The following is a 13,288-nucleotide window of genomic DNA, read 5'->3' on the forward strand; positions in this document are numbered from 1 at the left end:
GCTATCCCGACACCCGGGCCGGTTCGCGCTGCGCCACCGACTCCAGATACGCCTGGACGTTGCGACGCGTCTCGGCCAGGGAGTCACCGCCGAACTTCTGCAGGGTGGCGCGCGCCAGTACCAGGGCGACCATGGCCTCCACCACCACCGCGGCGGCCGGAACGGCACACACGTCGGAGCGCTGGTGGATGGCCACCGCTTCCTCACCGGTGGCCATGTCCACCGTCGAGAGTGCCCGCGGCACAGTCGAAATGGGCTTCATGGCGGCGCGTACCCGCAGCGGTTGTCCGTTGGTCATCCCACCCTCGAGGCCACCGGCCCGGTTGGTGGAGCGCACGATTCCATCAGCACTCGGGTACATCTCGTCGTGGGCCTGGCTGCCCCGGCGCCGCGCGGTCTCGAAGCCGTCGCCGATCTCGACGCCCTTGATCGCCTGGATGCCCATGACGGCGGCGGCGAGCTGGCTGTCGAGCCGGTTGTCGCCGCTGGTGAACGATCCCAGCCCGATCGGCAGGCCGTGCACGACGACCTCGACGACGCCGCCGAGGGTGTCGCCGTCCTTCTTGGCGGCCTCGATCTCGGCGATCATGGCGGACTCGGCCGCCTGGTCGAAGGCGCGCACCGGACTGTCGTCGATGGCGGCCAGATCCGCGGCGACCGGCGGCGGTCCGGCGTAGGGCTGCGAGGCGCCGATCGACACGACGTGCGAGACGACGTCGACGCCGAGCGCCTGCGCGAGGAACTGGCGGGCGATGGTGGCGGCGGCCACCCGGGCCGCGGTCTCCCGCGCACTGGCGCGCTCGAGCACCGGGCGGGCGTCGTCGAAACCGTACTTGAGCATGCCGGCGTAGTCGGCGTGCCCGGGGCGCGGCCGGGTCAGCGGCGCGTTGCGCGCTGCGTCCTTTTCGGCAAGTACCCGCTCCGGAACCGGATCGGAGGCCATCACGGTCTCCCACTTGGGCCACTCGGTATTGCCGATCTCCACGGCGATCGGGCCACCCAGCGTCAGCCCGTGCCGGACACCGCCGAGGATGGTCACCTGGTCCTGCTCGAACTTCATCCGCGCGCCGCGGCCGTAGCCCAGCCGACGGCGGCGTAGTTGTTCGGCGATGTCTTCGGAGCTCACGGCGACGCCGGCGACCATGCCCTCGACAAGGGCCACCAGAGCGCGGCCGTGGGATTCACCGGCAGTGGTCCAACGCAACACGTGTCCCATCCTCCCACGCACCGGTTGTCCTGCCGAAATCCGGCACCGCACCCTGAACCGGCGCCAGCGCCATCACCAGCGCGGTCGCCGCGCACATCGCCGGGCCGTGCGGGAGGGTCCGGCGCCTCGACGCGATCGCGAACAGCACCGTCAGTACGGGTGCGCCGATGGCGGCCACCATCCAGGGCAGGGGCCCCAATGCTCCCGTCAGCGCGCCGGTGCCCAGTGCGAGTTTGACGTCGCCCGCGCCCATCCCGGCCGGCGACAACAGGTGGATCAGCAGATAGCAGCCCGCCAGCGCGGCAGCACCGGCCAGCGCGGGCAGCCCGCGTCCGCAACCGGCGGCAATGGTCAGGACGACGGCCGCGCCGGGCAACGTCAGCGCATTGGGGAGCCGCATCTCACGCAGGTCGACGACCGTCAGCGCGACGAGCCACAGCGCCACCAGAACCCCAGCACAGGCCACCATCGGCGCAGGCTAACCGAGCGCGGCCGCCATCTGTGCGCGCGGAGCGGGCCGGCCTGTGAATTGTTCGACCTGTGCGTAGGCCTGGTGCAGCAACATCTGCAGGCCGCTGATGACGCGACCGCCCGCCGCCTCGACCGCCGCCGCCAGCGGTGTCGGCCACGGATCGTAGATCGCGTCGAGCAGCACGGGGATCGGCGCGACCGCGGGCGCGAACGGCGCCGCGGCATCGGCGGGCACCGTGTTGATCAGCACGGCGGCCCCGGCCACCGCGGCCGACAGCGGTCCCAGTTCGAGATCGACGTGGCTGGCCGGCACCCCGAGCGCGTCGGCCAGCTCGAGCAGCTCGGCCGCCCGGGCGGAGTTGCGGGCCGCGACGACGACCTCGGTGATCGAGCCGCCGCCGAGCGCGGCCAGACCAGCGACCACCGCCGGCGCGGTACCGCCGGACCCCAACACGATCGCGCGACCCGACACCGCACCCAGGGCGCCCACCACACCGTCGATGTCGGTGTTGTCGGCCCGCCAGCCCGTCGCCGTCCGCACCAGGGTGTTGGCCGAACCGACTTGTTCGGCGCGGGCGGTGCGCTCGTCGGCCAGTGCCAGTGCCGCGAACTTGCCCGGCATCGTCACCGACAGGCCGACCCACTCCGGGCCGAGACCCTCGACCAGTGCCGGCAGCTCCTCGGCGCCGCAGTCGATGCGGTCATAGGTCCAGGTGTCCAGCCCCAGTGCGCGGTAGGCCGCCAGATGCAGTTGCGGAGAACGGGAATGAGCGATCGGCCGGCCCACCACAGCGGCGCGGCGGACGCCGTTATCTGACACTGTCCAGGACGCCGTTGTGCTTGGCGAGTTCGATGTTCGCCAGATGCTGCTGGTAGTCATGGGTGAACAGGGTGGTGCCGTCCATGTCGATGGTGACGAAATACAACCAGTCACCGGCCTCGGGATGTTCGGCCGCGTTCAGGGCCTGCTCACCCGGTGAGCCGACGGGCGTCGCCGGCAGCCCGTCGGAGGCATAGGTGTTCCACGGGGTGACCCGGGCGCGGTCCCCGTCGGTGGTCGCCACCTCCTGGCGATCCAGCGGATAGTTGACCGTCGAGTCGAACTCGAGCCGCTGCGGCTGGTTCAGCCTGTTGTAGATGACCCGCGCGACCTTCGCGAAATCGGTTGGCTTGGCTTCCTTCTGGAGCAGCGAGGCCACCGTGACGATCTCATAGGGCGACATGTTGGCGGTCTGCGCGGCCTGCACGAGACCGTTGCTCGCATAGTGGTCGGCACTGGTGCCGATCAACGAAGCCAGGATCTCCTGCGGCGTGCCCGTCGGGTCGAAACTCCAGGTGCCCGCCTCGATGAGACCTTCGAGGCGGCGGTGGTCGTTGCCCATCTTGGTGACCGGCTCCAGTGCCCACTCCGGCACATTGAGGTCCTGGGGGCTGGCGGTGGCGGCGGTGTTCTTCAGATCCGTTGCGGAGACGCACTTCTTGTCGCCGTTGAGGGTGACGCAACTCGCCTGTGCGATCAGGGTGAAGACGCCCTCGGTGACCTTGTTGTTGCGCAGATCGGTGATGTCGTCGAGCTGGCGGCCCTCGGGGACGGTCAGTTTGCCCATCCGGTTGGCCGGATCGTTGAGCTTCTCGATGGCGCTGTCGGCCGAGATCTCGGTGCGCAGTTTGTAGAAGCCGGGCTGGATGGCCTGAATACCCGAGTTCTTCAACCCGGCTGTGACGAACGGCTTGGCCTCGGCGATCACGTGCTGTTCGACCAGCGTCTGGCCGATCGCCCCCGTGGTGTCACCGGGGTGCACCTCGATGAGCACATCGCTCTTGCCGTCACCGGCGAAGTCCGCCGACTTTCCGCCGAACAGCTTGCCGCCCAGCATCACGATCCCGGCGATGACCACGCCGAGGACCATCAGTGTCAGCAGACCCATGGTGCGGCGGCGCCGCCGGAGGCGGACCGCACGCGCCCGGGCGGTCCGGTCCATCCGGCGCCGGGGCGGGCGCTCGACGGGTTCGGACCCTCGGTCGTACTCGTCGTCGAACTCAACCATCGCCTGTCTCCCGGTACTGCGGCAGCTGCGCACGCCGCTGATCGAGCCAGCCCTGCAGTATTGCGACCGCGGCCGCCTGATCGACGACGGCGCGCTGCCCCTTCGCCCGCACGCCGGCGTCCCGCAGCGAACGCTGCGCGGTCACCGTGGTGAGACGTTCGTCGGCCAGCCGGACCGGCACGGGCGCAATGCGTCCGGCCAATCGGTCGGCGAGTTCGACGGCATCGGCGGCCGACGAGCCGGCGCGGTTGGCCAGGGTGCGCGGCAGCCCGACGACCACCTCGACCGCCTCGTACTCACCGATCAGGTTTACCAGCCGGCGCAGGTGCCCGTTGTCCTTGGCCCGGCGCACGGTTTCGACCGGTGTGGCGAGCACGGCGTCCGGGTCGCTGACGGCCACCCCGATGCGAACCGTGCCGACGTCGATTCCGATCCTGCGGCCCCGGCCGGGGTCATCGGGGCCGGGGCGGTCCGGCACCCGCGCTTCGCAAGAGGTCACGCGGTCAGCTCCGGGCGACCTCGGCGCGCAGGGCGTCGAGTGCGGCGTCGATCCCCGAAGCGTTCTTACCCGAGCCCTGCGCCAGATCCGGCTTGCCGCCGCCTCGACCATCCACAGCCGTCGACACCGCGCGAACCAGATCGCCGGCCGACAGACCGAGCTCGCGCGCAGCGTCGTTGACGGCGACGACGTAGGGCACCGAACCGTTGTCGCCCTCGGCAATCAGCGCGACCACACCGGGTTCGGCGCCGAGCTTGCCCTTGATATCCCCCACCAGCGAGCGCAGGTCGTTCGCCGACATCTCGCCCGACATCCGCTGCGCCACCAGGCGGACATTACCGACCCGCTCGGCTCCGGCGGCCGCATTCACCGCAGCCGCGCGCGCCGTCGCCAGCCGCACCCGTTCGAGTTCCTTCTCGGCGACCTTGAGCCGCTCCACCAGGTTCGCCACCCGGGCCGGCACCTCTTCGGACGGCACCTTGAGCGACGAGGCCAGACCGGCCATCAGCGCGCGTTCCCTGGACAAGTGCCGGAACGAGTCCAGCCCCACGTAGGCCTCGACGCGCCGCACACCGGAACCGACCGACGACTCGCCGAGGATGGTCACCGGACCGATCTGGGCCGAGTTGTGCACGTGGGTGCCACCGCACAGTTCCAGCGAGAACGGTCCACCGATCTCGACGACGCGGACCTCGTCGGGGTAGGACTCGCCGAACATCGCCATGGCTCCCATCGCCTTGGCCTTCTCCAGCTTCTCGTTGAAGGTGTGGACCTCGAAGTCGGCCTGCACAGCCTCGTTGGCGACTTCCTCGACCTGTGCGCGCTGCTCGTCGCTCAACGCGCCCTGGTAGTTGAAGTCGAAGCGCAGGTAGCCCGGACGGTTCAGCGAACCGGCCTGGACAGCGTTGGGCCCCAACACCTGTCGCAGCGCGGCGTGCACCATGTGCGTGCCGGAATGGCCCTGCGTGGCGCCGTGGCGCCAGTTCGCGTCGACGGCGGCGGTGACGGTGTCCCCCTCGACGAATTCGCCGGACTCGACGTTGACCCGGTGCACGAAGAGCGTCTTGGCGATCTTCTGCACATCGGTGACCTGCGCCCTGGCAGCGCCACTGGCTCCGGTCAGCGTTCCGATGTCGGCGATCTGACCGCCCGATTCGGCATACAGCGGGGTGCGGTCGAGCACGATCTCGACCCGGTCGGCGGCCTGATCGCGACCACCGTGCGCCACCACCGGCACCCGCTTGCCGTCCACGAAGATGCCGAGAATCCTTGCCTGCGAGGTCAATTCGTCGAAGCCGGTGAACTCCGTCGGTCCGGCATCGACCAGCTCGCGGTAGGCAGTCAGGTCGGCGTGGGCATGCTTGCGCGCGGCCGCGTCGGCCTTGGCCCGGCGCCGTTGCTCGGCCATCAGCTCGCGGAAGCCGAGTTCGTCGACGGAAAGCCCTGCCTCCGAAGCCATTTCGAGAGTGAGGTCGATCGGAAAGCCGTAGGTGTCGTGCAGCGCGAACGCGTCGCTGCCGCTCAGCATCGACTTCCCGGAAGCCTTGGTGGCCTGCGCGGCGTCGTCGAACAGTTTCGAGCCGGCGACCAGTGTGCGGTTGAACGCCGTCTCCTCGGCCACCGCGATGCGATTGATCCGGTCGAAGTCGTTGACCAGCTCGGGATAGGACGGGCCCATCGCGTCGCGGACCGTTGCCATCAGATCGGCCATGACGGGGCGTTCGACGCCGAGCAACTTGGCGGCCCGGATGATGCGGCGCAGCAGCCGGCGCAGCACGTAGCCGCGGCCCTCGTTGCCGGGGGTGACGCCGTCGCCGATGATGATGGCCGCCGTGCGGCTGTGGTCGGCGATGATGCGGTAGCGCACGTCATCGGCGTGATTGCCCTGGTTGTAACCGCGCGGCGCGATCCCGGCGATCAGGTCGATCGCGGGCCGGACCAGGTCCGTCTCGTAGACGTTGTCGACGTTCTGGAGCAGGCAGGCGATGCGCTCGACACCCATGCCGGTGTCGATGTTCTTGCGCGGCAGCGGTCCGAGGATCTCGAAATCGTCCTTGGAGGTGCCCTCGCCGCGCTCGTTCTGCATGAACACGAGATTCCAGATCTCGATGTAGCGGTTCTCGTCGGCCTCCGGGCCGCCCTCGACCCCGTAATCGGGCCCGCGGTCGTAGTAGATCTCCGAGCACGGGCCGCACGGCCCGGGGATGCCCATGGACCAGTAGTTGTCTGCCATTCCGCGGCGCTGGATCCGTTCGGGCGGCAGGCCGGCGACCTCCTGCCAGAGCTGGGCGGCCTCGTCATCGTCGTAGAAGACTGTGGCCCAGAGCTTTTCGGGATCGAAGCCGTAGCCGCCGTCGGCGACCGGTTTGGTCAACAGCGCCCATGCCAGCTCGATGGCGCCGCGCTTGAAATAGTCGCCGAAGCTGAAGTTGCCCGCCATCTGGAAGAAGGTGTTGTGCCGGGTGGTGATGCCCACCTCGTCGATGTCAGGGGTGCGGATGCACTTCTGCACGCTGGTGGCGGTGTCGTACGGCGGGGTCCGCTGACCCAGGAAGAACGGCACGAACTGAACCATGCCGGCGTTGACGAACAACAGGTTGGGATCGTCGAGGATCACCGATGCGCTGGGCACCTCGGTGTGGCCCGCGTTCACGAAATGATCGAGGAACCGTTTCCTGATCTCGTGTGTCTGCACTTGGTTTCCTGGTCTCTTCCTGGATCTTGTTGATCGACCGCCCCACCCTACCGGTCTGCTGGTCAGCCCTTCACAAAGCTCAGGCGTACCGAGCGGCGTGGGTTGTCGCTGTTCAGATCAACGAGCACGATCGACTGCCAGGTTCCCAGCAGCAGCCCGCCCGCCTGCACGGGAACGGTGATCGACGGGGCGACGATCGCCGGCAGCACATGGTCGGCGCCGTGCCCGTAGGAGCCGTGGGCGTGGCGGTAGCGGTCGTCGCGCGGCAGCAGTCGTTCCAGCGCGTCGAGCAGGTCTTCTTCCGAGCCCGCACCGGTCTCGAAGATCGCCACGCCGGCGGTGGCATGGGGCACGAACACGTTGCACAGGCCGTCCCCCTGCCCGGTGCAGAAGCCTTGGACGTCGCGGGTCAGATCGACCAGGCGGCGACGGCTGGTGTCGATGTCGAGGGTGTCGGAGCGCACCCATCCAGCCTAGGAGCCGCTGCGCTTATTGTCGGTGGCGTGCGAATCGCCTGCTGGGGTTGCGCCGGAGCGGGGCTCGCCGCTGTCGGCGTCGTTGCCTGGAGGTGGCGTCTCCGCCGCTGGGCTTACACCTGGGGGGCGACCGTCGACGAGGTCCGTGCCGTCCTGCCAGGCGACGAGCTCGTCGATCACGCCGACACTGCGGCCCGCACCACCCGCGCGGTGACGATCGCGGCGCCGCCGGAACGGGTGTGGCCCTGGCTGGCGCAGATCGGTGAGGACCGCGCGGGCTTCTACAGCTACGACATCCTGGAACGGGCGGTCGGTGCCCGGATCCACAACGCAGACCGGGTGCACCCGGAATGGCAGGAGCTTGCGCCCGGAGACACCGTCTGGCTGGCGCGGCGGTTCGGGGAGGTGGCCCGCCAAGTGGTGACCGCCGTTGAACCTGGCGCCGACCTGGTGCTGATGTCAGCGGCCGACCATGCGCGGTGGCGGGCCGGCCGACCGGCACACGGGGTGTGGTCGTTTCATCTGCGCGGCGACGGGGACGGAACTCGGCTGCTGGCCCGCGGTGTTGGCGGCTCGGCAGGCGGATTGGCATTCGACGTGGCGCACTTCGTAATGGAGCGCGCCATGCTCCTCGGAATCCGCAATCGCGTGCTGGCCGACCTCGCCACCGGCGGATGACGGCCCGCGGCTCATCAGTGAATACTGTTACGCTGCAATGTCTCCCAGCGCGTATGTACACGCCGGCGCGCGCTCAGCTCGAATCGTTGTGGGCGCGGCGGTTCTTGATGCGGGCCGCAAGGTCGGCGGCGCGGGTGCGGCGGCGTTTGGGCATCTGCAGGCCACGGTTGGCCGGTACGGGGGTATCGGCGGGTGGTTCGGGCAACGGCGCAGTGGTGATGTCCCAGCCGGGGAAGGCCACCCTCGCCCCGGGATGGGTGGTGTAGGTCCGCCCGGTCGGCGCCGTCCACACGATCCGCCCATCCGGATACTGCCGATCCGACCAGCCATCATCGCCGACGTGGAACGTCTTGAGCAAGTGATGCTTTCGGCATAGGCAGCGTAGGTTCGACGGATGCGTCGGACCGGCCGGGTAGGCGATCGCATGATCGATATCGCACACCTCGGCCGGCGCGCTGCAACCCGGAAACCGGCACGTCATGTCCCGGCACCGCACGAACCGCGCCAGCCCCACCGAGGGCCGATACCGGTCCTCGGCCTCCTGGCACGGGGTCTTCAACGGGACCAACGTGGCGCCGTTGCGGATCAAATGCGCCAACAACGGCGTCGGGATGATCCCTCCAACGGTCAGCTGCGCCGGCGCAACCCGCTTCGAGTTGGCCGGTGCCGATGAAGGTTCCTCGGTGCCGGACTCGGCCGGCGCTTTGGCGGGTGGCGCCGCCTCCGCAGCCCCAGCAACGCTCTGGGCATCGCGATCCGCCCCTGGGCCGCCCACACCGGCCGCCTCGACGGTGGCCTGCTCAGCGACCACTGTGATCACCACCGTGGCGGCCAGCGCAGTGTTGGTCGGGTTCGGACAATCCGGCGCCCCACACTCACAGGCAATCCGATCCGCCCCGGAGAACACCGCCCCCACCGCCGCCGAACGACGTTGCCCCACCGTGCGCGGATCCGCATCACACACCGACCGGGCGATCTGGGTCAACCGCCGCTCGGCCAACTCCGCATGCACCTTGAGCAACCGACCCCACACCGAACACGTCCCCGTCGCATCATCCGGTTTGCCGAACTGCACATCCACCCCACGCGCGGCCGCCTCGAACCACTCCTTGGCCTTCGGGTCGTGCTTTTCCACCAACGCATCGATCGCGTCGTCCACCTTGGCATCCGAGAGCACCCCCCACTTCTCGGCCGCCTCCGCGATCCCCGCATCAATGGCCGCCATCGCCGCATCGTCGACCACCAGATGCGTCCGCCACGAAATCGTCGACACCAACCGCGCCGCCACCCGACCCGCCAAGAACAACGCATTCACCCGCGGCAGCCGCTCCCGCAACGACCGCGCCAAGAACATCTGCGACGACGCCCGGCGCATCGACATGTTCAACGCCGCCCCCACCTCCGCAGCCGTGGCATCCCACACATCACACGTCCAGAACTCCCGCTCATCGCCATCCGGAGCACACCGACGCTCCACCAACTCCCCGATTGCCGCCAACCGCCGCGCCGCCCCCGCCGCCTCCGCCCGCGCCCAACCCTCCACCGCACCCACCACACCACCGTCATCAGCAGCAGCCAGATCCGACGGACCAAGGTGATCGAACATGTGTTCTAGTCTGCCACCACCCACCGACAAGCCCGCCAGTCCAGTTCAGGACCCTTCAACTGGATGAAACGTGCCTGGATGGGACGCAACCAGCGGTTCGGTTCGAGTAGCGGCCTACCCGCGCCGTGCCGTGTCGGCGTCCCTACCATCAGCTCACCACCAGCGGATGGAGGAGTGATGGCACGGAAGTACACGATCAAGACCGGCGGCACTTTGTCGGGAATCGCACAGCTCTTCTACGGCGACAGCTCGCTGTTCCCATTGATCGCCGGCGCCAACGGAATCACCAACCCCAACGTGGTCGCAGTCGGGCAGGTGATCGCGATACCCGACCTGCCGCAGCATTGGGAGCCGTTCACCACGTTCGGTGAATTCGACGACAATGGCGAGAGCATCGGGCGGTTCAAATTCCCGAACAGGGTCCCGCCGGGAAAGCGGCTTGTAATCGAGACCGTCACTGGGTGTTACTACGGCGACGGCGCCGTATTGGGTCCGGCCGTTCTCAGCGTCGAGCAGAGCGACGACCGGCTGGCCAATTATTCGTTTTCGTGGGTCGAGGGTGGGGCGATGAGCGACCTAGAGCAGGACCGGCGCTTCTTCGGTTTCAACCACTATGTGCGGATTTACGTCAATGGCCCGAATTCAATACAGTTCGATGCGTTCGGCGGCTCCTTCTACGGAGGCGACAGCAGCTTCTCCGGTCGCTACACCGTGTCAGGATTCTTGGAGGCACTCCCGGTCGGCTGACGCTCGCCCCTACCGCCGCCGCCGGATGATCGCCCGCAGCTTCTCGAGCCGCCCGCCGATCTCCCGTTCACCTCCGTGGGGTGTGGGCGTGTAGTAATCGACTCCGACCAACTCATCGGGCGGATATTGTTGCGCCGCAACGCCTCCCGGTTGGTCGTGCGCATAGAGGTACTCCTGGGCGTTGCCCAGCGCGGCCGCGCCCGAATAGTGGCCGTCGCGCAGATGTGCCGGCACCATCCCGGCCTTACCGGCCTTGATGTCGGCCATGGCCGCGCCCAGCGCCATGGTGACCGCGTTGGACTTGGGCGCCGTGGCCAGGTGCACGGTGGCGTGCGCCAGGGTCAGCTGCGCCTCGGGCAACCCGATCAGCTGCACGGTCTGGGCGGCCGCCACCGCCAGCGGGAGTGCCGAAGGGTCCGCCATCCCGATGTCCTCGCTGGCCAGGATCATCAGCCGGCGGGCGATGAACCGGGGATCCTCCCCCGCGGTCAGCATCCGCGCCAGGTAGTGCAGCGCCGCGTCGACGTCGGACCCCCGGACCGACTTGATGAAGGCACTGATGACGTCGTAGTGCTGATCGCCGTCGCGGTCGTAGCGCACCGCGGCCTTGTCCAGGGACTGTTCGACCACCTCGACGGTGACCCGATCACCCGCCTCCGCGGACACCTCCAGTGCGGTCAGGGCCCGGCGGGCGTCGCCGGCGGACAGTCGCACCAGCAGATCCAGCGCGTCGTCGTCCACCGTCACGGCGCCGTCCAGCCCGCGCGGGTCGGCCACCGCCCGCTGCAGGACGGTCTTGATACCGTCGGCGCTCAACGGCTGCAGCTGCAGGATCAGCGAGCGCGACAGCAGCGGAGCCACGACCGAGAATGACGGGTTCTCCGTGGTGGCCGCCACCAACAGCACCACCCGGTTCTCCACGGCGGCCAGCAGCGCGTCCTGCTGCGTCTTGGAAAAGCGGTGCACCTCATCGATGAACAGCACCGTCTGGTCGCCGTACGCGGCGGCCGTCCGGGCGCCCTCGATCACGGCGCGAACCTCTTTGACACCGGCCGACAGCGCCGAGAGCGCCTCGAAACGGCGGCCCGTGGCGCCGGAGATCAGCGAGGCCAGCGTGGTCTTGCCGGTGCCGGGCGGGCCGTACAGGATGACCGACGCCGCGCCGGAACCGTCAACGAGACGGCGCAGTGGTGACCCCGGGCCGAGCAGATGTTCCTGGCCGACCACCTCGTCGAGCGATTCCGGCCGCATCCGGACGGCCAGGGGTGAGCCAGCGGGCGGCGCCCCGCCGGGCGTGGCACCGCTGGACAGGTCGAACAGACCGTCGGACACGGTTCAGGCTTACCACGGCGGCCGGACACATACGATGCTGGAGTATCCCGATCAACGATGAGGAGTTCACCGTGCGACGTCTGGTCGTGATGATGCTGGGAATCGTCCTGACCGCCATCGCACTCGCGGCGCCGGCGGGAGCGATCCTGCCGCCCGTCGACGGGTACTACACGTTCAACCAGCCCGGGGTGCCGTCCGCCAACTGGGAGCTGCAGAGCATCTGCATCCAGCCCAACGGCACCCGCGCCCAGGCCGACTACACCGACGAGACGATCCAGACCCTGGGCTGCACGGTCCTCGTCACCGCCAGCACGCCGTCGTTGGTCACCCGCGAGGAGAAGCTGGTGAACTTCTCCGGTCGGGCACGGCTGACCGGTGGCCTGTGGACCTTCCAGGTCGAGCAGCCCGAAGGGCTGACCTGCCCCGACGGTAGCTACGCGGCCCGCACCGAAACCTTCGCGTTCACCGCGCCCGATCCGAACGGTCCGCCGAACCTGACCGGCACCCGCACGTCGGTCAACGCCGCGGCGTGCGGCATTCCGGCCGCCGTGACGAAGACCCCGTTCACCCTGACCTTCAACGACGTGCTCGATCCGGGGGTGATCGCCCGGTTCCCGGCGATCTGCAACTACCTGGCCGGTCGGCCCAGCATCTGCAGCTAGGCCTGACCGGGCTCGGTCACGAAGTCGATCAGCTCCTCGACCCGGCCGATCAGCGCGGGCTCCAGGTCGGTCCAGTCCCGCACGCGCGAGCGGATCTTCTGCCAGGCCCGAGCGATGTCGGCCTGCGAACCGTGCGGCCAGTCCAGGGCGTCACAGATGCCGTGCTTCCACTCGATGTTGCGCGGGATGACGGGCCACCGCTCGAGGCCCAGCCGCTCGGGTTTGACGGCCTGCCAGATGTCGACGTAGGGATGACCGACCACCAGCGTGTGCGCGCCGGCCGGTGAGCGCCGGACCTGCTCGGCGATCCGGGCCTCCTTGGACCCGGCGACCAGATGGTCGACGAGCACGCCGAGACGGCGCTGCGGTCCCGGTGCGAACTCGGCCACGATGCCGGGCAGATCGTCGACACCGCCGAGGTACTCGACGACGACGCCCTCGATCCGCAGATCGTCGCCCCATACCTGCTCGACGAGCTCGGCGTCGTGGCGGCCCTCGACGTAGATGCGGCCGGCCAGCGCGACCCGAGCGCGGGCGCCGGGCACCGCGACCGAACCCGAGGCCGTGCGCGCCGGGCCCTTGGCAGCGGGCTGCAGCGGCGGCGCGGTCAGGATGACGGGCTTGCCGTCGATCAGGAAGCCGGGGCCCAGCGGGAAGCCCTTCACCCGGCCGTTGCGGTCCTCGAGGTCGACGCGGCCGAGTTCGATGCGCACCACCGCGCCGACCCAGCCGCTCTGGGCATCCTCGACCACCAGGCCCGGTTTGGCGGCATGCTCGGTCGACCGAGTTCGCCGGTCGCCGTGCGGGTTTCGGGCCAGAATGTCGGAGCCGTAGCGATCATCCACCCGGGAGATCCTAGGGATGCCG

At 69.1% G+C, this 13,288-nt stretch carries 13 protein-coding genes; 3 read left to right on the forward strand and 10 right to left on the reverse strand.

Annotated elements, in window-relative coordinates; genetic code table 11:
• Position 1: 1 nt before the first annotated feature.
• From aroC to U0R18_RS04630, 7 genes are all read right to left on the reverse strand, one after another.
• Positions 2 to 1,207: a chorismate synthase gene (gene aroC / locus U0R18_RS04600; protein ID WP_526366376.1), complete on the reverse strand. Its 1,206-nt coding sequence runs from the start codon at positions 1,205 to 1,207 to the stop codon at positions 2 to 4.
• On the reverse strand, positions 1,182 to 1,676 hold the full coding sequence (locus U0R18_RS04605) for a prepilin peptidase (protein WP_526366378.1): 495 nt from the start codon (positions 1,674 to 1,676) through the stop codon (positions 1,182 to 1,184). Before U0R18_RS04605 ends, aroC begins: the two co-directional genes overlap by 26 nt.
• A 9-nt stretch (positions 1,677 to 1,685) precedes the next feature.
• Positions 1,686 to 2,498, reverse strand: a complete 813-nt coding sequence (locus tag U0R18_RS04610; RefSeq protein WP_526366380.1) for a shikimate dehydrogenase — start codon at positions 2,496 to 2,498, stop codon at positions 1,686 to 1,688.
• Positions 2,488 to 3,726 carry an endolytic transglycosylase MltG gene (gene mltG, locus U0R18_RS04615; RefSeq protein ID WP_526366382.1) on the reverse strand — a complete coding sequence of 413 codons (1,239 nt, stop codon included), beginning with the start codon at positions 3,724 to 3,726 and terminating at the stop codon, positions 2,488 to 2,490. The genes U0R18_RS04610 and mltG overlap by 11 nt, the downstream gene beginning before the upstream one ends.
• Positions 3,719 to 4,225 carry a Holliday junction resolvase RuvX gene (gene ruvX, locus U0R18_RS04620; RefSeq protein WP_526366384.1) on the reverse strand — a complete coding sequence of 169 codons (507 nt, stop codon included), beginning with the start codon at positions 4,223 to 4,225 and terminating at the stop codon, positions 3,719 to 3,721. The genes mltG and ruvX overlap by 8 nt, the downstream gene beginning before the upstream one ends.
• A gap of 4 nt (positions 4,226 to 4,229) precedes the next feature.
• On the reverse strand, positions 4,230 to 6,920 hold the full coding sequence (gene alaS / locus U0R18_RS04625; RefSeq protein ID WP_526366386.1) for an alanine--tRNA ligase: 2,691 nt from the start codon (positions 6,918 to 6,920) through the stop codon (positions 4,230 to 4,232).
• A gap of 62 nt (positions 6,921 to 6,982) precedes the next feature.
• Positions 6,983 to 7,384: a secondary thiamine-phosphate synthase enzyme YjbQ gene (locus U0R18_RS04630; protein WP_526366388.1), complete on the reverse strand. Its 402-nt coding sequence runs from the start codon at positions 7,382 to 7,384 to the stop codon at positions 6,983 to 6,985.
• Between the two features lie 39 nt (positions 7,385 to 7,423).
• On the opposite strand from U0R18_RS04630, the gene U0R18_RS04635 reads away from it, so the two are divergent.
• Positions 7,424 to 8,074 carry a hypothetical protein gene (locus U0R18_RS04635; RefSeq protein WP_526366390.1) on the forward strand — a complete coding sequence of 217 codons (651 nt, stop codon included), beginning with the start codon at positions 7,424 to 7,426 and terminating at the stop codon, positions 8,072 to 8,074.
• 73 nt (positions 8,075 to 8,147) lie between these two features.
• On the opposite strand, the gene U0R18_RS04640 is transcribed toward U0R18_RS04635, so the two are convergent.
• Complete coding sequence (locus U0R18_RS04640; RefSeq protein ID WP_526366392.1) at positions 8,148 to 9,680, reverse strand: HNH endonuclease signature motif containing protein; 1,533 nt, start codon at positions 9,678 to 9,680, stop codon at positions 8,148 to 8,150.
• 78 nt (positions 9,681 to 9,758) lie between these two features.
• On the opposite strand from U0R18_RS04640, the gene U0R18_RS04645 reads away from it, so the two are divergent.
• Positions 9,759 to 10,427: a LysM peptidoglycan-binding domain-containing protein gene (locus tag U0R18_RS04645; protein WP_526366394.1), complete on the forward strand. Its 669-nt coding sequence runs from the start codon at positions 9,759 to 9,761 to the stop codon at positions 10,425 to 10,427.
• A gap of 9 nt (positions 10,428 to 10,436) precedes the next feature.
• Here U0R18_RS04645 and U0R18_RS04650 read toward each other — a convergent pair whose 3' ends face one another.
• Positions 10,437 to 11,759 carry a replication-associated recombination protein A gene (locus tag U0R18_RS04650; protein ID WP_526366396.1) on the reverse strand — a complete coding sequence of 441 codons (1,323 nt, stop codon included), beginning with the start codon at positions 11,757 to 11,759 and terminating at the stop codon, positions 10,437 to 10,439.
• A 71-nt stretch (positions 11,760 to 11,830) separates the two neighbouring features.
• Here U0R18_RS04650 and U0R18_RS04655 point away from each other — a divergent pair, with 71 nt between their 5' ends.
• Entirely contained in the window at positions 11,831 to 12,421 is a 591-nt protein-coding gene (locus tag U0R18_RS04655; RefSeq protein ID WP_526366398.1) for a hypothetical protein, read from the forward strand.
• Here the strand turns inward: U0R18_RS04655 and U0R18_RS04660 are convergent.
• Positions 12,418 to 13,266 carry a DUF3097 family protein gene (locus tag U0R18_RS04660; RefSeq protein ID WP_526366400.1) on the reverse strand — a complete coding sequence of 283 codons (849 nt, stop codon included), beginning with the start codon at positions 13,264 to 13,266 and terminating at the stop codon, positions 12,418 to 12,420. The genes U0R18_RS04655 and U0R18_RS04660 overlap by 4 nt on opposite strands.
• Between the last annotated feature and the right edge of the window lie 22 nt (positions 13,267 to 13,288).

The organism is Mycobacterium sp., from assembly GCF_046330795.1.
Lineage (GTDB): Bacteria > Actinomycetota > Actinomycetes > Mycobacteriales > Mycobacteriaceae > Mycobacterium.